General features: G+C 70.7%; 19 protein-coding genes and 1 pseudogene. 13 read left to right on the forward strand and 7 right to left on the reverse strand.

Annotated elements, in window-relative coordinates; genetic code table 11:
• Positions 1 to 334: 334 nt before the first annotated feature.
• Together H563_RS16885 and H563_RS0113590 are read right to left on the reverse strand one after the other, a co-directional pair.
• Positions 335 to 1,372: pseudogene (locus H563_RS16885) on the reverse strand (IS256 family transposase); the annotation flags it as partial.
• Positions 1,373 to 1,444: 72 nt separating this feature from the next.
• Positions 1,445 to 1,816, reverse strand: a complete 372-nt coding sequence (locus tag H563_RS0113590) for an MFS transporter (RefSeq protein ID WP_022883131.1) — start codon at positions 1,814 to 1,816, stop codon at positions 1,445 to 1,447.
• 72 nt (positions 1,817 to 1,888) lie between these two features.
• Between H563_RS0113590 and H563_RS0113595 the strand changes: the two genes are divergently transcribed.
• The 3 genes from H563_RS0113595 (at position 1,889) to H563_RS0113605 (ending at position 4,411) form a co-directional block, all read left to right on the forward strand.
• Entirely contained in the window at positions 1,889 to 3,028 is a 1,140-nt protein-coding gene (locus H563_RS0113595) for a glutathione-independent formaldehyde dehydrogenase (RefSeq protein ID WP_027479467.1), read from the forward strand.
• A gap of 183 nt (positions 3,029 to 3,211) precedes the next feature.
• The gene (locus tag H563_RS0113600) at positions 3,212 to 3,751 is read left to right on the forward strand and encodes a hypothetical protein (protein ID WP_022883133.1); all 540 of its coding nucleotides are present in this window, start codon (positions 3,212 to 3,214) and stop codon (positions 3,749 to 3,751) included.
• Between the two features lie 201 nt (positions 3,752 to 3,952).
• On the forward strand, positions 3,953 to 4,411 hold the full coding sequence (locus H563_RS0113605; protein ID WP_022883134.1) for a VOC family protein: 459 nt from the start codon (positions 3,953 to 3,955) through the stop codon (positions 4,409 to 4,411).
• A gap of 26 nt (positions 4,412 to 4,437) precedes the next feature.
• Here the strand turns inward: H563_RS0113605 and H563_RS0113610 are convergent, their stop codons facing one another.
• Positions 4,438 to 5,235, reverse strand: coding sequence for a putative protein N(5)-glutamine methyltransferase (locus H563_RS0113610; protein ID WP_022883135.1), 798 nt, complete (start codon positions 5,233 to 5,235; stop codon positions 4,438 to 4,440).
• Positions 5,232 to 5,516 (reverse strand): GNAT family N-acetyltransferase, encoded by a 285-nt coding sequence (locus tag H563_RS0113615; RefSeq protein ID WP_022883136.1) that lies wholly within the window; start codon positions 5,514 to 5,516, stop codon positions 5,232 to 5,234. Before H563_RS0113615 ends, H563_RS0113610 begins: the two co-directional genes overlap by 4 nt.
• An 85-nt stretch (positions 5,517 to 5,601) precedes the next feature.
• Between H563_RS0113615 and H563_RS0113620 the strand changes: the two genes are divergently transcribed.
• From H563_RS0113620 to H563_RS0113640, 4 genes are read left to right on the forward strand one after another with little or no spacing between them, the layout of a single operon-like run.
• On the forward strand, positions 5,602 to 6,093 hold the full coding sequence (locus tag H563_RS0113620; protein ID WP_022883137.1) for a GyrI-like domain-containing protein: 492 nt from the start codon (positions 5,602 to 5,604) through the stop codon (positions 6,091 to 6,093).
• 37 nt (positions 6,094 to 6,130) lie between these two features.
• A complete protein-coding gene (locus tag H563_RS16890; RefSeq protein WP_022883138.1) occupies positions 6,131 to 7,540 on the forward strand; it encodes an FUSC family protein in 1,410 nt (469 codons plus the stop codon).
• A complete protein-coding gene (locus H563_RS0113635) occupies positions 7,533 to 8,444 on the forward strand; it encodes a ribokinase (RefSeq protein ID WP_022883139.1) in 912 nt (303 codons plus the stop codon). The genes H563_RS16890 and H563_RS0113635 overlap by 8 nt, the downstream gene beginning before the upstream one ends.
• A 32-nt stretch (positions 8,445 to 8,476) precedes the next feature.
• Positions 8,477 to 8,848, forward strand: a complete 372-nt coding sequence (locus H563_RS0113640; RefSeq protein WP_022883140.1) for an RNA-binding S4 domain-containing protein — start codon at positions 8,477 to 8,479, stop codon at positions 8,846 to 8,848.
• A 6-nt stretch (positions 8,849 to 8,854) separates the two neighbouring features.
• Here the strand turns inward: H563_RS0113640 and H563_RS0113645 are convergent, their stop codons facing one another.
• Positions 8,855 to 10,027, reverse strand: a complete 1,173-nt coding sequence (locus H563_RS0113645; protein WP_027479469.1) for an acyl-CoA dehydrogenase family protein — start codon at positions 10,025 to 10,027, stop codon at positions 8,855 to 8,857.
• Between the two features lie 61 nt (positions 10,028 to 10,088).
• On the opposite strand from H563_RS0113645, the gene H563_RS0113650 reads away from it, so the two are divergent.
• Both H563_RS0113650 and H563_RS0113655 read left to right on the forward strand, forming a co-directional pair.
• The gene (locus tag H563_RS0113650) at positions 10,089 to 11,105 is read left to right on the forward strand and encodes an aldo/keto reductase (RefSeq protein ID WP_022883142.1); all 1,017 of its coding nucleotides are present in this window, start codon (positions 10,089 to 10,091) and stop codon (positions 11,103 to 11,105) included.
• A 33-nt stretch (positions 11,106 to 11,138) separates the two neighbouring features.
• Complete coding sequence (locus tag H563_RS0113655; protein WP_022883143.1) at positions 11,139 to 12,395, forward strand: APC family permease; 1,257 nt, start codon at positions 11,139 to 11,141, stop codon at positions 12,393 to 12,395.
• 4 nt (positions 12,396 to 12,399) lie between these two features.
• Here H563_RS0113655 and H563_RS0113660 read toward each other — a convergent pair whose 3' ends face one another.
• Positions 12,400 to 12,618 (reverse strand): hypothetical protein, encoded by a 219-nt coding sequence (locus H563_RS0113660; RefSeq protein WP_022883144.1) that lies wholly within the window; start codon positions 12,616 to 12,618, stop codon positions 12,400 to 12,402.
• A gap of 48 nt (positions 12,619 to 12,666) precedes the next feature.
• Between H563_RS0113660 and H563_RS0113665 the strand changes: the two genes are divergently transcribed.
• On the forward strand, positions 12,667 to 13,116 hold the full coding sequence (locus H563_RS0113665) for a MarR family winged helix-turn-helix transcriptional regulator (RefSeq protein WP_022883145.1): 450 nt from the start codon (positions 12,667 to 12,669) through the stop codon (positions 13,114 to 13,116).
• Positions 13,117 to 13,237: 121 nt separating this feature from the next.
• Here H563_RS0113665 and H563_RS0113670 read toward each other — a convergent pair whose 3' ends face one another.
• The gene (locus H563_RS0113670) at positions 13,238 to 14,458 is read right to left on the reverse strand and encodes an MFS transporter (RefSeq protein ID WP_027479471.1); all 1,221 of its coding nucleotides are present in this window, start codon (positions 14,456 to 14,458) and stop codon (positions 13,238 to 13,240) included.
• Between the two features lie 221 nt (positions 14,459 to 14,679).
• On the opposite strand from H563_RS0113670, the gene H563_RS0113675 reads away from it, so the two are divergent.
• From H563_RS0113675 to H563_RS0113685, 3 genes are all read left to right on the forward strand, one after another.
• The gene (locus H563_RS0113675; protein WP_027479472.1) at positions 14,680 to 17,136 is read left to right on the forward strand and encodes a ribonucleoside-diphosphate reductase subunit alpha; all 2,457 of its coding nucleotides are present in this window, start codon (positions 14,680 to 14,682) and stop codon (positions 17,134 to 17,136) included.
• A gap of 58 nt (positions 17,137 to 17,194) precedes the next feature.
• On the forward strand, positions 17,195 to 18,178 hold the full coding sequence (locus H563_RS0113680; protein WP_022883148.1) for a ribonucleotide-diphosphate reductase subunit beta: 984 nt from the start codon (positions 17,195 to 17,197) through the stop codon (positions 18,176 to 18,178).
• A 117-nt stretch (positions 18,179 to 18,295) separates the two neighbouring features.
• Positions 18,296 to 19,162, forward strand: a complete 867-nt coding sequence (locus H563_RS0113685; RefSeq protein ID WP_022883149.1) for a sulfurtransferase — start codon at positions 18,296 to 18,298, stop codon at positions 19,160 to 19,162.
• Positions 19,163 to 19,183: the final 21 nt, after the last annotated feature.

The raw sequence follows: 19,183 nt of genomic DNA on the forward strand, positions 1-19,183 counted from the left end.
GCGGTCGTGGCCACCGCACGGAAGATGACCGTCCTGGCATGGAACCTCGTGACCAAGGACGAAGACTACGCGTTCGCCAGGCCGAGCCTGGTCGCCTTCAAGCAGCGCAAGCTCGAGCTGACCGCGGGAGCGCCGAAGGCGCACGCACGCCGAGGAGCCGGCCACGACTACAACGACACCGGGCGGCGCCGCCACGAGCGCGAGATTGCCGAGGCGACCGAGCACGCTTACGAGCGGCTGATCGCGGACTGGCAGACCCGCAGGCCAGCCGGCGCGCCGACCGCGCGCTTCGCGACGAGCAATGACGCGGGGATGACGACGGGTTGACTTTTTCATCCGTCGTGCAAATCACCTTCCGGATCTCGACGTCGTACTCCAAGAACGGCACGAACTCCGCCCAGGAACTGCGCCAGAGTTGCACGATCGCGGGATACCTGTCGCCCCACTCGGCCGCGAACTCCTCGAAGCGATCCTTCGCCGCCTGCTCGGACGGGGCGGTGTAGACGGGCTTGAGCGAACGGACGATCGCGTCCCGATGCTGCCTGCCGGCATAACGGAACGAGTTGCGGATCAGGTGGACGATGCACTGCTGCACGACCGTCTGCTCCCAGGTGGTGTTGATCGCCTCCGGGAGGCCCTTCAGCCCGTCGCAGACGGCGATGAACACGTCCTCGACGCCGCGGTTCTTCAGCTCGGTGAACACCTGCAGCCAGAACCTCGCGCCCTCCTGGCCGTCGCCGGCCCAGATACCGAGGATGTCGCGCTCTCCGTTCGTCGTGACGCCCATCACGACGTAGAACGGGGTGTTGCGAACCTGCCCGTCACGGACCTTCACCACGATCGCGTCGACGAAGATCACCGGATAGATCGCATCCAGCGGCCGCGAGGACCACTCGGCGAGCTCGCCGGCCACCTTCTCCGTGATCCGGCTGATCGTGTCTTTGGAGACCTTCGCCCCGTAGACCTCGTCGAAGTGCGCCGCGATCTCCCCGGTCGTCAAACCCCGCGCGGTCAGCGACAGCACGATCTGATCGATGCCGTCCAGGCGGCGCTTGCGCTTGGGCACGATCACCGGCTCGAACGACCCGTCACGGTCCCGCGGAACCTCGATCTCGACCGGCCCGATCTCGGTCAGCACCGTCTTCGTCCGGGTCCCGTTGCGCATGTTCGACCCCAGCGGGGTCTCGCCGTGCTCATGACCGAGGTGCTCGGTCAACTCCGCGTTCAACGCCGTCTCGAGGACGTTCTTCGTGAGCTGGTTCAACAGCCCTCCCGGGCCGACCAGGCCCACACCCTGCTCCTTCGCCTGCGCCAGCAGGCGCTCAGCGAGGTCCTTCTGATCGATGATCTCCCCGGTCACGGGATCGATCATCTCGTCGTCCAACAGCTCGGTCGTGTCAGCCACGGCCATCTCCTTTCGGATCAGACCGGACCCCACACACCGTTATCCAGACAGACCCGCGAGTCCCGCCGCCCCGCCGAGACCCTGCAGCAGGCGCAGGACGAGGAAGACCCAGATGTTCGGGGCGAGCGCGCACAACACGGATGCGACGACGAACAGGCTCACGCCCGCGAGCACGGGGGTGCGCCGGCCGAGCCGGTCGCTGGCCGGGCCTGCGAGCAGCTGCCCGAGCGCGAGCCCCAGGAGCGCCGTCGACACCGAGGCCTGGGCGAGCGAGTCGGTCGTGCCGAGCGCACGCGACAGCGAGGGCAGGCTCGGCAGGTAGAGGTCCATCGACAGCGGGCCGAAGGCGGAGAGCGCGCCGAGGGCGACCAGGAGTGCGAAGCGGCGGGACGGGCGAGACGGCTCGGTCATCGCTATAAGTCTGCCGCGTCGCGCGTATCGCTTCTCGACCACGGGTACGTGGCCGCGCGAAGGGAGATCATGATGAAAGCAGCTGTTTACGAAGGACCGTACGACGTGCGGGTGGAGGACGTGCCCGATCCGAAGATCGAGGCGCCGCTCGACGCGATCATCAGGATCACGACGACGAATATCTGCGGCTCCGACCTGCATCCGTATGAGGGCCGGGCCGCGCTCGACCCGGGCATGGTGCTCGGCCACGAGAACATGGGCGTGGTCGTCGAGGTGGGCCCCGCAGTGGACCGCATCAGCGTCGGCGACCGGGTGAGCGTGCCGTTCAACATCGCCTGCGGCACCTGCCGCAACTGCAACGAGGGCTACACCAACGCGTGCCTGCGGGCCAACCCCGACGGCGTCGGCGCGGGTTACGGCTACCCCAAGATGGGCCCGTACCGCGGCGGCCAGGCGGAGTACCTGCGGGTGCCGTGGGCCGACTTCAACCTGCTCAAGCTGCCTGCCGGGGAGGAGCACGAGGCCGACTTCGCCATGCTCTCCGACATCTTCCCCACCGGATACCACGGCGCTGAGCTCGCCGGGGTGCGCCCCGGCTCATCGGTCGCCGTCTTCGGCGGCGGGCCGGTCGGGCTGATGGCCGCGCACTCCTCGTTCCTGCGCGGGGCGGCCCAGGTGTTCGTCGTCGACAAGGAGCCGACGCGACTCGCCGCCGCCGAGGAGTACGGCGCCACCGCGATCGACTTCTCCAAGACCGACGTGGTGCAGGCCATCACAGACCTCACCGACGGCTTCGGCGTCGACTGCGGCATCGAAGCGGTCGGATACCAGGCGCACGACGCCACGGGGCAGGAGCACCCGGAGCTGGTGCTCGACCAGCTCGTGAAGGTCGTGCGGGCCACCGGGCGCATCGGCGCCGTGGGCGTGTACGTGCCGCAGGACCCCGGCGCGTCGACCGACGACGCCGCGCAGGGCCGGTACGACTTCGACTTCGGCGCCGCGTGGGAGAAGGGGCTGAAGATCGCCACCGGCCAGTGCCCGGTGAAGAAGTACAACCGCGAGCTGCGCGACCTGATCATCCGCGGCAAGGCCAACCCGGCCCGCATCGTCTCGCACGAGCTGACGCTCGAGGAGATCAGCGACGCCTACTCGCACTTCGACAAGCGCGACGACGGCTGGACCAAGGTGCTGCTGCACCCCGCCGGGGCGTAGCGGGCCGGCCGTGCATCCCTCGGGCACAGTTCGCAGCATTTCGCAGGCCGATCCTCGGATTCGGTCTGCGAAATCCTGCGTTCTGCGCCGTATCTCCCGCGCAGCTGGGCCAGCCGGGCGGAGTTCTCCCCAGTCGCGCCGCCGGGGCACGGATGCACCGGCCGGCGGTGCCACACTCTCTCGGTGCATCTCGCCGAGCTCCTGAAGCCCAACGCCGGGTTCGCCACTCGCCGCATGCTGCGCGACGCGGGCTGGTCGGACTACCGGATCCGTGCTGAGCTCGCCGCCGGCAGCCTCGTCGCCGTCGGCCGCGACATTGTGGCGACGCCCCGCGCCGATCCTGTGCTCGTGCGCGTGGTGCGCATGGGCGGCCGCCTGGCCTGTGTCAGCGCGGCCCGTCGGTTGCACCTGCGCGTGCCGCCCGGTCTCGGACTGCACATCATCCCGCGTCGCCCCACCACGCATCTGAAGTTCGATGAGGGCGTCCGGCCGGTCGTGCACTGGACCCCACAGCCGTTCGGCCCCGACGCCCACGGTCTGGCGATCGAGTCGTGGTGGAACGCGCTCGCACACATCGCCCGCTGCCAGCCCGCGGAGGCGGCGCTGACGGTCTTCGAGTCCGCCGTGCGCACGCGGCTCACGAGCGTCGAGGAGCTGCAGGTGCTCGCATCCGTGCACCGCGGGCCGTTCGCCGCGGTCGTCGCCCGGCTCACCTCGCTGTGAACGGCGCAGTTCGCAGGATTTCGCAGGCGAAATCGACGGATGCGCCTGCGAAATCCTTCGAGTTGCGCCCGTCAGCGCGGCGAGCCGGCGCGTGCCGCCCAAAGTGCCGCGGATTGCTTTCGGCACCGCAACAATCCCTCCTTGCCGCACCCCGCCCGCGGGGCGATCATGAGCGCGAATCCACCCCGTCGAAAGGTCCTCATGTCTGTCAACTTCACCCCCTCCCTGAGCTTCCGCGGCAACGCCCGCGAAGCGATGGAGTACTACCAGTCCGTCTTCGGCGGCGAGCTGCGCGTGATCACGTACGGCGACGCCGGCCTGACCGAGCACGACGCCCAGCCCGACCAGGTCATGCACGCCATGCTCACCGGCCCCGTCAGCCTGATGGCCGCCGACGTGCCCGAGAGCATGGAGTTCACCCCGGGCAGCAGCATCGCCCTCAGCATCTGGGGCGACAGCGCCGACGAAGCCGTCTTCCGCGACTACTTCGCCAAGCTCTCCGACGGCGGCAGCGACCTGCTGCCGCTCAACCTCGCACCGTGGGGCGACTTCTACGGCCAGGTCACCGACCGCTACGGCTTCACCTGGATGATCGACTTCTCCGCTCCCGAGGTGCCTGCCGACGCCAGCTCGCTCCTCGAGGGCCAGCAGCCGGTCTGAGTCCCAGCCTCAGGGCCTCGTCGCCCTCAGGGCCTCGTCGCGGCGACCGCCGTCGCGTCGAGGCCCTCATCGGCCACGACCTCGACGAGCCAGCCCTCGGCCTCGAAGATCCCGCGGTCGGCGGGTGCCTGACGGCGGCTCGTCTCGACCAGCACCGTGCCCCCGGGAGCGAGCCACGCGGCCGCCTCGGCGGCGATCCGCCGGTGCAGGTCGAGGCCGTCGCGGCCGCCGTCCAGGGCGATCGGATGCTCGTGCTCCCGCGCCTCCCGCGGCATGTTCGCCACCTCGGCCGAGGGCACGTACGGCGCGTTCGCGACGATCACGTCGAAGCGCGACCCGGCCGGCAGCGGCGCGAACAGGTCGCCCTCGAGCACCGTGCCTCCCCGCGGCTCGAGATTGCCGCGCGCGACCGCGACCGCGTCGGGGTCGAGATCGCAGGCGACGACGGATGCCTCCGGCCGCCGCCGCGCGAACGCGGTCGCCACCGGCGCGGCGCCGCAGCAGAGCTCGAGGAGGGAGAGACCCCCGCCGGTCGACTCGCGCGCAGCGCGAATGGAGACCGCGGAGACCGCGGACACCGCCAGCCGCAGCAGCAGTTCGGTGCGCCGTCTGGGCACGAAGACGCCCGGCGCGACGCGCATCCGCTCGCCCGCGAACTCGGCCCAGCCGAGCACGTACTCGAGCGGCTCGCCGGCGATCCGGCGCCCGGCGAGGAGCTTCAGGGACGCCGCATCCGTCGCCGCCTCTTCGAGCAGCCTGGCCTCGTCCTCGGCGTAGACGCAGCCGGCCGCCCGCAACGCCGCCACGAGCTCGTCGGTCGTCACCGGGTGAGCAGGTGCGCGCGTTCGGGGTGCTCGTCGAACCACTTGGCGACGTACCAGCACATCGGCACCACGCGGTACTTGGTGTTCCGCTCGACGTCGTCCATCGCGTAGTCGACCACCCGGCCGGCGTAGCCGTTGCCGCGCTGCATCGGGTCGGTGAAGGTGTGCGTGAACGAGATCCGGTCGCCGTTCACCCGGTAGTCGGCGGCGCTGACCAGCTTGCCGTCGACGGTGAGGGTGTAGCGGTGCGCCTGCGTGTCGTGCTTCAGCTCCTCGCTCATCCGTTCAGATTACGTTGCGCCCGCGCGGGCCGCGCGGCGGGCGAGCGCGCGAGGGGCATGATGGGAGCGCAGGCAAGGAGGCCGGATGGACGTGGAGGTCACGGCGATCGCGCCGCGCCGGGTGTATGCGATGTCGTCGGGGCCGTCGCCGATCCCGGCGGATCGGGTGGCCGCCGTGGTGGGGCCGCTGTTCGATCGGCTCGCCGACCGGCTCACCGCCGAGGGCATCGAGCCGCCGCTGCCCGCGGTCGCCTGGTACGAGGGCATGCTGGGCGAGCACGGCGAGCAGTGCCGGCGCATCTGGGTGGGATTCACCGCGCCATCCGTGACCGCGGCCGACGCGGGGGTCTCGCCGGTCATCCTCGACGGGGCGGCGCAGGCGGCCGTGGCAGTGCACCACGGCGATCCGGCGGCGATCCGCGACAGCTGGACGGCGCTGTACCGCTGGGTCGAGGAGCACGGCGGCACGCCCTCCGGCTACGCCCGCGAGGTGTACCTGAAGGTCATGCCGCATCCGCGATCGCAGTGGGTGACCGAGCTGCAGCTGCCGTTCACCGGCGCATCCGGGCGGCGGTGAACGAAGCGCCGTAACCCGGGCGCGGTAGAAGTAGAGGGTGCTCGAAGACCTGTGGCGAAACGCGCTCACCCGCCTGCGGCGCGGCGCCCGCTTCGGCGTGGCCTCGATCGCGGCCGCGCTGCTCAGCTTCTTCACGATCGCGTACCTCGCCCGCCACGAGGCGCACCTGGTGCAACTGTGCATCGCCGGGTTCCTGATCGCGCTGTCGCTCGTGCGCGCCGACGAGTCGCGCGCGGACCGCATCGAGACCGTGCCCGCCTGGGTGACCTGGGCGGCGCGCTTCGCGCTCATCCCCGTCGTCGCGCTGCTCGGCTCGCTGCTCGTGCGGGTCTCCTCGGCCTCTCCCGCGCTCGCCCTCGCCCTCATCTCGATTCCGCTGGTCGCCGCCGTCTGGGTGCGGCGCTTCGGCGACACGTGGACGCGCGTCGGAACGCTCTGGTCGTTCCCGTTCGTCGCGGCGCTGGTCACCCCGGTCGCGGCCGCCGGGCAGGGCGCGGGCGACGTGTGGTGGGGCGCGCTCGCCGCGCTCATCGCGGTCGCGTGGGCTTCCCTGATCGGATGGCTCGCCCGCGGCGCCACGCCGGCCTCCGTGCTCGCCCCGGCACCCGCCCCTGCCGCGCCTGCCCCGGCGCCGTCGCCGGGGGCGCGCCGGCTCGCGGCATCCGATCGCATGGCGCTGCACCTGGCGGTCGCGCTCGCCGCGGCGATCCTCGTCGGATGGTGGCTGCTGCCCGACCACCTGGTCTGGTTCGTGCTGACCGCCTATGTGGTCACGAGCGGCAACCGGGGCCGCGCCGACGTGGTCTACAAGGGGGTGCTGCGTGTCGTCGGCGCGGCCATCGGCACCGTCGTGGCGACCGCGCTGGGCCTGCTCTTCGACCCCGGCGACAGCGACGCGCTCGCCGTCATGTTCCTCCTGCTCGGCATCGGGGCGATCCTGCGCGCCCTGAGCTACGCCTGGTGGGCGGCGGCCATGACCGGCGCCCTCGCCCTGCTCTACGGCTACCTCGGCCAGGGCGCCGGGTTCCTCGGCGAGCGGCTCGTCGCGATCCTCGTCGGCGGCGCGATCGCGATCGCCGCGAGCGCGTTCATCGCCCCGGTGCGCTCCATCGACGTGCTGCGCCGCCGCACCGCCGACCTCCTCGCCGTCGCCCGCGAGGTGCTCACCGCCGACCGGAAGGCCCCCGGCTACGCCGAGCTGCCGCACCGGGTGCGCGACGCCGCCGCCCGCATCGAGCAACTCGCCCCGCCCCTGCACGCGCTGCGGGCCGTCACGCTCGGCCGGGTGGCGCCGGCCCGCGCGGCCGCCGACCTGCTCGACGCCGCCCTTGCGCTGCGCGAGCCGCTGCTCGAGTTCGCCGCCGCCCCGTCGCGCGAGCGCGGCGCCGCACTGCGGCAGCAGGTGGGGGCGGTGCGCGAGAGTCTGCTTGCATGGAGGCGTGAGTGAACTGATCGTCATGGTCGGCGCGCTGAACGCCGACCTCGGCATCCGCGTCGACCGCCTGCCCGCACCCGGAGAGACCGTCGCCGGCCGCGACGTGCGGCTCTCGCCCGGCGGCAAGGCGTCGAACCAGGCCGTCGCCGCGGCGCGCCTCGGCGGCCGGGTGCGGCTCGTCGGCGCGGTCGGCGACGACGAGAACGGGCGGATGCTGCGCGAGCACCTCGCCCGCGACGGCGTCGACCTCGGCACCGTGCAGGTCCTGCCCGACGTGGTCACCGGGCAGGCGATCATCCCCGTCGACGACGCCGGAGAGAACGCCATCATCCTCGTGCCCGGGGCCAACGGAGCCGTTGGCCCCGAAGATATTCCGACAGAGGCATGCACGGATGCCGCGGTCGTCTGCCTCTCCCTCGAGGTGCCGCTGCCCGTGGTGCAGCGCGCCGCCGCGCTCGCCGTCGCCGCGCAGGCGCTGGTCGTGCTCAACCCGTCGCCCTACCAGCCGCTGGCCGAGACCCTGCTGGACGCGACCGACGTGCTCATCGTCAACGAGCTCGAGGCGGCGCAGCTGGCAGGGGCGGCGCTCGACTTCGACGCGGCCCCGCTGCCCGAGCCGCTCGCCGCGACCCTCGCCGGCCACGGCATCGCGCGCGCCGTGGTCACCCGCGGCGGCAAGGGGGCGATCGTCGTCGACGGCGGCACGGCGCAGGTCCTGCCGGCGCGGGCCGTGGACCCGGTCGACACGACCGGCGCGGGCGACGCCTTCACCGGCACGCTCGCCCGGCGGCTCGCGGCGGGCGACACGCTCGAGGAGGCGGCGCGGGAGGCATCCGTCGTCGCCGCGTTCTCGACCACCCGCCGCGGCGCGCAGGCCTCCTACCCGACGCCCGCCGAGCTGGCCGCCTGGAGGTGAGCGCCGGCCCGCGGGCCGGTTAGCGTGGAGGGATGGCCGAGCAACCGAGCACCGTGCGTGTCGACGTGTGGACCTGGTCGGTGCGCCTCTACAAGACCCGCTCCGCCGCGACGGAGGCGGCGAAGGCTGGGCACATCCGGGTGAACGGGGATCGGGCGAAGCCCGCGCAGCCGGTGCGCATCGGCGACGAGGTGCGCGCCTTCACCGACCGCGAGCACATCGTGATCGTCAAGCAGCTGCTCACCAAGCGGGTGGGCGCCGCCATCGCCCAGGCGGCGATCGAGGACCGCACCCCGGTGCTGCCGCCGAAGGAGGAGCGCGCCGCGCCGGTCATCCGCGAGCGCGGGCTCGGGCGGCCGACGAAGCGCGACCGGCGCGCGATCGAGCGGCTGCGCGGGCGCTGAGAGGGGCTATTCGAGCGGCCCGAGCCAGGCGTTCGCGACCGTGTTGTGCGCCGACTCGTCGTCGGAGGGGTGGAACAGCCCCGCGAGCACGTCGCGGTAGAGCCGGCCGAGCTCGCTGCGGTTGAAGTACGACGATCCGCCCGAGACGCGGATCGCCGTATCGACTACGCGGCGCGCCGTCTCGGTGGCGCGGATCTTCACCCCCACGAGCTTCGGGAACCACATCGAGCCGTGGTTGACGAGGTTGTCGACGTCGGAGGCGACGGCGTGGATCTGCGGCGCCAGGGCGTCCTGCTCGATCGCGGCCGAGGCGAAGCGGAACCGGATGTCGGGATCCTGCGCGTAATTCATGCCCGTGCGCAGCGACGTGCGCCGCTGCACCGTCTCGGCCGCCACCTCGAGCGCCCGCTCGCCGATGCCCGCGTACACGGAGGCGAGCAGCAGCTCGAAGTTGGCGAAGATCGCGAAGATCAGGCTGTCGGGGTTCGGGCCGGGGTCGAGGCGACGGATGATCCGGTCGGCGGGCGCGTGCGCGCCCTTGAGCACCGTCGTGTTGGACTGGCTCGCCCGCATGCCCAGCGTGTCCCAGTCGTCCTTGATCTCGACCGTGCCGTCGTCCACCGCGTCGCGGGTGACGAAGCCGTAGACGATCTTCGGCGCGTCGGCGCTCGCGGTGTCGAGCCCCATCACGCCGAGCCTGGTCCACGCGGGGGAGAGCGAGGTGAAGACCTTGGTTCCGGTGAACCGGTAGCCGCCGTCGGGATCGGGTGCGGCATCCGTCGTCGACCCGAACAGCACCAGGTCGTTGCCCGGCTCGCTGATGCCGAAGCCGAACACCTCTCCGGCGCCCGCCTCGCGCAGCAGGAAGTCGAGCGTGTCGTCGCCGCGGTCGCGCAGCACCTTGGCCACGCCCGTCCAGACCAGGTGCATGTTCACCGCGAGGGCCGTCGCGGGCGCCGCGCCGGCGAGGCGCTGCTGCTCGCGCGCCACCTCGGCGAGCGTCATGCCGAGCCCGCCGTAGCTGGAGGGAACGAACGCCTTGAGGTAGCCGACGGCGGCCAGTTCGTCGAGATCTTCGGCGAAGAACGCGTTGGCGGCGTCGTAGCCGGCGGCACGGTCGCGGATGCGCTCGAGCAGCTCGTCGGTGAGCACTGAGACGCCGGGGATGTTCTCCGTCACGTCCCCGAGCATAGGCCGCGCCACCGACGCCGGCCGAGGACCCGCACGTAGAGTGGGGGCCATGCAGCAACGCACCCTCGGACGCACCGGACGCTCCGTCTCGGTCATCGGACTCGGCACCTGGCAGCTCGGCACCGACTGGGGGACGGTGACGGAGGCCGACGCGCTCTCGGTGCTCGAGGCCTCGGCCGAGGCGGGGGTCACCTTCTTCGACACCGCCGACGTGTACGGCGACGGCCGCAGCGAGTCGATCATCGGGCGGTTCCTCGCCGCGCACCCCGACTCGGGCATCACCGTGGCGACCAAGATGGGGCGCCGGGCCGAGCAGGTGCCCGAGAACTACAGCCTCGAGAATTTCCGCGCGTGGCTCGACCGGTCCCGGCAGAACCTGCGGGTGGAGACCATCGACCTCGTGCAACTGCACTGCCCGCCGACCCCCGTCTACTCGAGCGACGCAGTCTACGACGCGCTCGACCAGCTGGTCTCCGAGGGCGTCATCGCGAACTACGGGGTGAGCGTCGAGACCGTCGACGAGGCGCTCACGGCGATCGCCCGCCCCGGGGTGGCGACCGTGCAGATCATCCTCAACGCGTTCCGCCTCAAGCCGCTCGACCGGGTGCTGCCGGCCGCGAAGGAGGCCGGCGTCGGCATCATCGCGCGCGTGCCGCTGGCCTCGGGGCTGCTCAGCGGCAAGTACACGAAGGACACGACGTTCGCCGAGTCCGACCACCGCAACTACAACCGGCACGGCGAGGCCTTCGACGTGGGCGAGACCTTCTCGGGTGTCGACTTCGAGACCGGCGTCGCGGCCGCGGAGGAGTTCGCCCAGGCGGTCGCCGAGCTGCGCGCCGAGTGGAAGATCGACAACGAGGCGCTGCTCACCCCCGCCAAGGCGGCGCTCGCCTGGATCACCCAGCTGCCGGCCGTCTCGACCGTGATCCCCGGCGCGCGCAACGCCGACCAGGCGCTCGCCAACGCCGCCGCCGGCAGCGTCCCCGAGCTCGGCCCGGAGTTCAACGCGAAGGTGCGCGACATCTACGACCGCTACTTCCGCGCCGCCATCCACGACAAGTGGTGACGGCCGGGCACTCGCGCTCCCTATGATGCGCGCGTGACCTCCCCTTCGCTCGCCCGTAGGCTCGGCCTCGGCGACGCGGTGTTCATCGGCCTCGGCTCCATGATCGGCGCCGGCGTGTTCAGCGCATTCGCCCCCGCGGCCGCCGCGGCGGGGCCGTGGCTGTTCGCCGGGCTCGCGGTCGCGGCATCCGTCGCGTTCGCGAACGCGACTTCGTCGGCGCAGCTCGCCGCCGTGTACCCGACCTCGGGCGGCACGTACGCCTACGGCCGGGCGGTGCTCGGCCCGTGGTGGGGCTTCTTCGCCGGCTGGAGCTTCGTCATCGGCAAGACGGCGAGCTGCGCCGCCATGGCCCTCACCTTCGCCGCGTACGCGGTGCCCGAGCCGTGGCAGCGACCGGTCGCCGCGCTCGCGATCGCCGCGCTGGCCGCCGTGAACTGGTTCGGCGTGACCCGCACCGCGCTGCTCACCCGCGTGATCGTCGTGCTCGTCTTGGTCGCGCTCGCGCTGATCGTGGCGGCCGTCTGGCACGGCACCCGGTTCGTCGCCTCGTCGACGGATGCCCCGGGCGGGTCTGCGTCGGTCGGATTCATCGGCGTACTTCAGTCGGCCGGGCTGCTGTTCTTCGCCTTCGCCGGCTACGCGCGCATCGCCACCATGGGCGAGGAGGTGCGCGACCCGGCGCGCACCATCCCGCGGGCGATCCCGATCGCGCTCGGCATCACGGTCGTCGTCTACGCCGTCGTCGGCTTCACGGCGGTCCACGTGCTCGGAGTGCCGGGCCTCGCCGCCTCGGATGCGCCGCTGGCCGACGCGGTGGCGGGATCGCTCTGGCCCTGGGCTCCTGCCGTCGCGAGGATCGGCGGGGCACTCGCCGCGCTCGGGGCCCTGCTGGCGCTCGTCGCCGGCATCGGGCGCACGACGCTCGCCATGGCCCGCGAGGGCGACCTACCGGAGTGGCTCGCGGCGGTGCATCCGCGCTGGCGTGTGCCGCACCGCGCCGAATTCGCGCTCGCCGTGGTGACGATCGCACTCGTGCTGCTCGTCGACCTGCGCTCGGCGATCGGCTTCTCGTCGTTCGGAGTGCTGCTGTACTACTTCGTCGCGAACGTGTCGGCGCTGCAGCAGCCGGACCCGCAGCGCCGCTGGCCGCGGTGGCTGCAGGTGTTGGGCGCCGCCGCCTGCCTGGTGCTCGTGATCACCCTGCCCTGGCAGTCCTCGCTGGCCGGGGTCGGCGTGCTCGCCGTCGGCGTCGCCTACCGGCTTCTGCGCCGCCGCGCGGCCCATGCCTGAACGGCTACGGGCACAGCAGCCGGCTCGGCTCGCGAATGTCGCCGGGGTGCCTCACGACCGTGTGCGTGTTCATCGGCTTGCCGCAGATCGGGCAGGCCGCATCGGGGCGGCGCACCTCGGGCTCCTCGGCATGACCTGCGCCGATGTCGGCCGGACCGGTGAAGGTGCGCACCACGGCGTTCGCCTTCTCGTAGAACCGCCAGAACCGGGAGCGATCTGTCACGGCGATACCTCACTTCATTAGCGCACTAACGATCAGTACACTCAGCATATGACATCGGGTGACGACCTACTGGCCCTCGAGAACCAGGTGTGCTTCGCGCTCGCGGTCGCCTCGCGCAGCGTGATCGGGATGTACCGGCCGCTGCTCGAGCCCCTGGGCCTGACGCATCCGCAATATCTCGTGATGCTCGCGCTCTGGGAACGCGGCCCGCAGTCGCTGCGCCGGCTCGCCGACGCACTGCGTCTCGAGCCGGCGACGCTGTCGCCCCTGCTCAAGCGACTCGAGGCGCTCGGTTACGTGCGCCGGGAGCGAGACCCAGGCGACGACCGGGCGCTCAAAGTCGAGTTGACGTCAAAGGGTGCCGCGCTGCGCACCAGGGCGCTGGAGATCCCGCCTGCTGTGATGCGCCGGCTCGGGATGGGGGTGGCGGAGCTCTCGTCGCTCCGCGACACCCTCACTCGTCTGATCGCCGCGGTCGATGCGATTCCTGCTCGTTAGCCGGCGGCCCCAGCGCTACTCGGATCCGCGCTCCGCGCCTCGGAACCGAGTAGCGCAATGCGGATGCGAGTAGCGCAACGAGTCAGAAGAGAGCGGCGGTGCGGCCGACGGAGCCGGTTGGTCAGCTCTGCACCGGGATCGGCTCGGTATCCGGGATCGGGGATGAGTCGCGGCCGCGCAGGTCGGGCAGCCAGCGCACGGTCAGGGCGGGCACCAGCACGCCGATCACGGCGAACACGGCCGCCACCCAGAACGCCCCCTGCGCGCCGTGCGCGTCGATGAAGAAGCCGGCGATGGTGGAGCCGAGGCCCGCGCCGACCAGCTGGCCGGTACCGATCCAGCCGTAGGCCTCGGCGGTGTCGCTGAATTTCACGCTCGCCGAGGTCATCGCGAACATGGCGGCGAGGGCGGGCGCGATGCCGGCGCCCGACACCACGAGCCATCCGATCAGCCACCACACGTTCATCCAGATGGCGGCGACGGCGACGCCGACCAACATGAGCAGCATGCGCCGGGCCAGCGCCCACGGGCCGATCGGCACGTGGCCGAAGGCGAAGCCGCCCGTGAGCGAGCCGAGCGACCACACCGCGAGCACGATGCCCGACTCGATGCCGTGGGTGGAGCCATCCGCGCCCTGGAAGTTCGCGACGACGCCCGCCTCGACGCTCGAGCACGCGCCGATCAGCAGGAACCCGACGATCGTCGACAGCAGCACGGTCGGCCGGGTGAGCACGACGCCGAAGCGGCGCTTGGAGCGGGGGATGCGCACGCGCCCCAGCTCCGGCGAGGCGATGAACCACGCGCCGCCGCCCAGCATGATCGCCGCGCACACGAGCAGCCCCAGCACGGTCGAGACCTGCGCCGAGATGAAGGTGATGACGACGGGGCCGGCGATCCAGATGATCTCCTGCGCGCTCGCGTCGAGCGAGAACAGCGGCGTGAGCAGCTGGCTGTTCACGAGCTTCGGGTAGATCGTGCGTACGGCCGGCTGCACCGGCGGGTTGGCCAGGCCCATCAGCAGGGCGACGGCCATGGTGGCCGGGACCGACATCGGCAGCAGCGCGATCAGCACGACCGTCGCCGCGCACACGAGCAGAGTGAGCGTGAGCACGGGCCGCATGCCGAGCCGGCCCATCAGGCGGCTGGTGAGCGGACCGGCGACGGCTTGGCCGACGGATGCCGCGCCCAAGACCAGCCCGGCGGAGCCGTAGTTGTGATGCACGAACTGCACGTGCAGCAGCACCGCGAGCGAGAGCATGCCGGAGGGGAATCGGGCGGTGAGCTGGGCGGCGATGATCCGTGCCACGCCCGGGCTCTTCAGCACACTCGAATACGCGCTCACGATCGCCACAGTCTATCGGCGCGCAGAGGCCGGAATCGGCCCGCCGGGCGGTGTCGGTGGCGGGGTCTAGCGTGTGGATAACCGGGCCCGACTTATGCACATTTGTGGATGACACGCCCACAACATGTGGTGGCTGGGGCCGGGGCGGAACCGGCTATATAGTGATCGAACTGCTCAGGGGAACGTCCGGGAACGACCGGGGAATGAAGGAGAAAAGCACCGTGGCTATCACTGTGGTCAAGCGCGACGGGACGCGCGAGCCGTACGACGCGAACAAGATCAACCTCGCCATCGAGGCGGCCGCCGAGGGCCTCGACGAGAGCATCACGTGGGTGACCCAGATCGCGAGCGAACTCGAGCTGACGCTGTTCGACGGCATCACCACGCAGCAGCTCGACGAGGCCGTCATCCAGGTCGCGCTGCAGAACGTGAAGGACGACCCCGCGTTCGACACGGTGGCCGCGCGCCTGCTGCTCAAGACCATCTACAAGCGCGTGCTCGGCGACTACGCCACGAAGGCGGAGCTCAAGCAGAAGCACCGCGACAACTTCCGCGCCTACATCGAGCGCGGCGTCGCCGAGGAGCTGCTCGACCCGCGCTTCCCGCAGCTGTTCGACCTCGACCGGCTCGCCCAGGCCATCGACCCCGACAACGACCAGCTGCTCAAGTACATCGGCCTGGTCACCCTGAACAACCGCTACAGCATCAAGGCGCGCAACGGCGAGCCGCTCGAGGTGCCCCAGTACTTCTGGATGCGCATCGCCATGGGCCTCTCGCTGAACGAGGCCAACCCCACCGACATCGCGCTCGAGTTCTACGAGACGATGTCGCGCCTCGACTACCTCGCCGCGGGCTCCACCCTGGTCAACGCCGGCACGAAGTATCCGCAGCTCTCCAACTGCTTCGTGATGGAGATGCACGACGACATCGAGCACATCGCCAAGTCGGTGCGCGACGTCATGTGGATCACCAAGGGCACAGGCGGCATCGGCCTTTCGGTGACGAAGCTGCGCGCCCAGGGCTCCCCGATCCGCTCGAACAACACCGTGTCGACCGGGCCGATCCCGTTCATGCACACCATCGACTCGGTGCTGCGGGCGGTCAGCCGCGGCGGCAAGAAGTTCGGCGCCCTCGCCTTCTACATGGAGAACTGGCACCTCGACTTCCCCGACTTCCTCGACCTGCGCCAGAACTCCGGCGACCCGTACCGCCGCACCCGCACCGCCAACACCGCCGTGTGGATCTCGGACGAGTTCATGAAGCGCGTGCAGAACGACGAGCCGTGGTACCTCTTCGACCCGCTCGAGGTCAGCGACCTCAACGAGCTGTACGGCAAGGAGTTCTCGGCCCGCTACGCCGAGTACGCGGCGATGGCCGAGGCCGGGCAGCTGCGCATGTTCAAGAAGATGTCGGCGCGCGCGCAGTTCAAGGACATCCTGATGAGCCTGCAGACCACCAGCCACCCGTGGCTGACCTGGAAGGACACCATCAACCTCCGCGCCCTGAACAACAACACGGGCACGATCCACCTCTCCAACCTGTGCACCGAGATCTGCCTGCCGCAGGACATCGACAACATCGCGGTCTGCAACCTCGCGTCGATCAACCTGTCGCGCCACCTGCGCGAAGACGGCACCTTCAACTGGGAGACCATCGAGCGCTCCGCCCGGCTCGCGGTGCGCCAGCTCGACAACCTGATCGACATCACCATGTCGTCGGTTCCCGAGGCCGACAACGCCAACCTCAACAACCGCGCCATCGGGCTCGGCATGATGGGCTTCACCGACGTGGTCGAGCGCCTCGGCCTCGCCTACGACTCGGAGGAGGCGTACGACCTGATCGACGAGATCGCCGAGCGGATCTCGTACTACGCGATCAGCGAGTCGGTCGACCTCGCCGCCGAGCGTGGCGCCTACCCGAACTTCGCGGGCAGCCGCTGGAGCAAGGGAATGGTGCCGTTCGACACCATCGCCCTCACCGAGCAGGATCGCGGCGTGGAGATCAAGGTCAGCCGCCGCAGCACGATGGACTGGGACGCCCTGCGCGAGAAGGTCAAGGGCGGCGTGCGCAACGCGACCCTGATGGCGGTCGCGCCGACCGCGTCGATCGGCCTCGTCGCCGGCACCACGCCCGGCTTCGACCCGCAGTTCTCGCAGATCTTCAGCCGCGCCACCAGCAACGGCAAGTTCCTCGAGGTCAACCGGAACCTGGTCGCCGCCCTGCAGGAGCGCGGCCTGTGGGAGAAGGTGCGCGAGCAGGTGCTGCGCAGCCAGGGCGACATCCAGAACATCGCCGACATCCCCGACGACATCAAGGCCGTGTACAAGACCAGCTTCCAGGTCTCGCCGTACGCGTTCCTCGAGGTCGCCGCCCGTGCGCAGAAGTGGATCGACCAGGCCATCAGCCGCAACATGTACCTCGAGACGCGCGACGTTTCCGACATGATGGACATCTACTCGGCGGCCTGGGAGCGCGGCGTGAAGACGACGTACTACCTGCACATGAAGCCGCGGCACCAGGCCGAGCAGTCCACGGTGCGCGTGAACAAGAGCGAGGAGCTCGGCGGCGGCCAGCGCCGCGGTTTCGGGGCGGCCAAGCCCGAGGCATCCGCTGCCCCCGCCCAGCCCGCCGGGGCCGGCGCGCCCGCCCGGCGCGGCTTCGGCGGCCTGTCGAACTGAGACCTCGACCCCCACGGTCGAACACACGAGTCACGAGTAGAAAGAGAAGAACTGAACAATGCCGATTCTCGGCTCCGGCGTGAAAGACGGCCTGCTCCTCAAGCCGATCACCTACAAGTGGGCGATGGACCTCTACGACCAGGCGGTCGCCAACACGTGGTTCCCCAATGAGATCCAGCTCGGCGAGGACCTCGCCGACTTCAAGCGGATGACCGACGAGGAGCGCCACGCGGTCACCTTCCTGATCTCGTACTTCAACCCGAACGAGCTGCTGGTCAACAAGGCCCTCGCCTTCGGTGTCTACCCCTACGTCAACGCTCCCGAGGCGCACCTGTACCTCGCGAAGCAGATGTGGGAGGAGGCCAACCACTGCATGTCCTTCGAGTACGTGCTGGAGACCTTCCCCATCGACCGCGACGAGGCGTACAACGCGCACGTCGACATCCCGTCGATGGCCCGCAAGGAGGAGTTCGAGGTCGAGTTCATCCGCCGCATGACGGAGGAGACCCTCGACATCACGACGACCGAGGGCAAGAAGGACTTCATCCGCAACCTCGTGGCGTACAACATCATCCTCGAGGGCATCTGGTTCTACTCGGGCTTCATGGTGGCGCTGTCGTTCCGGCAGCGGAACCTGCTGCGCAACTTCGGCTCGCTCGTCGACTGGATCGTGCGGGACGAGTCGCTGCACCTGAAGTTCGGCATGAACCTGATCCTCACCGTGCTCGACGAGAACCCCGACCTGCAGACGCCCGAGTTCGCGGCCGAGATCAAGAAGATGATCACCGACGCCGTCGAGATGGAGGAGCAGTACAACCGCGACCTGCTGCCCGGCGGCATCCTCGGGCTGAACGCGAACTACATTAACCAGTACGTGAAGTACCTCGCCGACCGGCGCCTCGAGGAGCTCGGCTTCGAGCCCGAGTACAAGGTGTCGAACCCGGCGAAGTGGATGGCGACGGCGAACGACACGCTCGAGCTGGTGAACTTCTTCGAGTCGACGAACACGTCCTACGAGTCGAACGCGCGCGCCTCGAGCTGATCGCGCGCTCCGCTGGTCGACTCGCGCGCAGCGCGAATGGAGACCGCGGAACCTGAATGGAGACCACAAGTTACGGGCCGGGTGTGCATGTCGCACCCGGCCCGTAGCGTTGAACCCATGAGCACCACCCCGATCCTCACCGACCCCGACGAGCTGGCCGAGGCGATCAAGGCGGGGCGCTACCCCGACGGCGGCCCGCTGCGCCTCCTCGACGTGCGCTGGCGGCTCGACCGGCCCAACGGGCGGGCCGAGTTCGAGCGCGGGCACATCCCCGGCGCCCTCTACGTCGACCTCGAGACCGAGCTCGCCGCGCCGCCCGCCGATCGGCGACCGGAAGACGGCCGGCATCCGCTGCCCGCGATCGACGACCTCGAGACCGTGGTGCGCAGCTGGGGCGTCGACGAGGGCGACACGGTCGTCGTCTACGACGACCTGAAGAACCTCTCCGCCGCCCGCGCCTGGTGGCTGCTGCGCTACGCGGGGGTGCGCGACGTGCGCCTGCTCGACGGCGCGCTGCGCGCCTGGAAGAACGCGGGCGGGGCGGTCGAGACTGGGCCGGGCGACGCTCCGGTTCCGGGCACGATCACCCTGCGCTACGGGGCGCTGCCGGCGCTCTCGCTCGACGAGGTGCCGGAGTTCGCGGCATCCGCGCCCCTGCTCGACGCGCGCGCGGCCGAGCGCTACCGCGGCGAGACCGAGCCGGTCGACCCGCGCGCCGGGCACGTGCCGGGCGCGATCAGCGCGCCCACCACGGCGAACGTCGACGCCGAGGGCCGCTTCCTCACCCCCGGCGAGCTGCGCGCCCGCTTCGAAGACCTGGGGCTCACGGATGCCTCGGCCGTCGGCGTCTACTGCGGCAGCGGCGTCACGGCGGCGCACGAGGCGGTCGCCCTCGCCCTGGCCGGCTACGAGCCGCGGCTGTTCCCCGGCTCGTGGAGCCAGTGGTCGAACCATCCCGAGCTTCCGGTCGCCACGGGGGATTGATCGGCGAAAACCCCCTTGCCG

Origin of the sequence: Gryllotalpicola ginsengisoli DSM 22003 (assembly GCF_000419445.1) — a bacterium.
In the GTDB taxonomy this organism is placed as follows: domain Bacteria; phylum Actinomycetota; class Actinomycetes; order Actinomycetales; family Microbacteriaceae; genus Gryllotalpicola; species Gryllotalpicola ginsengisoli.

Excerpts from the sequence above, each read along its gene's own strand:
- H563_RS0113640 (WP_022883140.1), top strand. The coding sequence starts at position 8,477 with ATGGCCGAGCAACCGAGCACCGTGCGTGTCGACGTGTGGACCTGGTCG.
- H563_RS0113685 (WP_022883149.1), top strand. The coding sequence starts at position 18,296 with ATGAGCACCACCCCGATCCTCACCGACCCCGACGAGCTGGCCGAGGCG.
- H563_RS0113615 (WP_022883136.1), bottom strand. The coding sequence starts at position 5,516 with ATGAGCGAGGAGCTGAAGCACGACACGCAGGCGCACCGCTACACCCTC.
- H563_RS0113590 (WP_022883131.1), bottom strand. The coding sequence starts at position 1,816 with ATGACCGAGCCGTCTCGCCCGTCCCGCCGCTTCGCACTCCTGGTCGCC.
- H563_RS0113650 (WP_022883142.1), top strand. The coding sequence starts at position 10,089 with ATGCAGCAACGCACCCTCGGACGCACCGGACGCTCCGTCTCGGTCATC.
- H563_RS0113605 (WP_022883134.1), top strand. The coding sequence starts at position 3,953 with ATGTCTGTCAACTTCACCCCCTCCCTGAGCTTCCGCGGCAACGCCCGC.
- H563_RS0113680 (WP_022883148.1), top strand. The coding sequence starts at position 17,195 with ATGCCGATTCTCGGCTCCGGCGTGAAAGACGGCCTGCTCCTCAAGCCG.
- H563_RS0113620 (WP_022883137.1), top strand. The coding sequence starts at position 5,602 with ATGGACGTGGAGGTCACGGCGATCGCGCCGCGCCGGGTGTATGCGATG.
- H563_RS0113595 (WP_027479467.1), top strand. The coding sequence starts at position 1,889 with ATGAAAGCAGCTGTTTACGAAGGACCGTACGACGTGCGGGTGGAGGAC.
- H563_RS0113665 (WP_022883145.1), top strand. The coding sequence starts at position 12,667 with ATGACATCGGGTGACGACCTACTGGCCCTCGAGAACCAGGTGTGCTTC.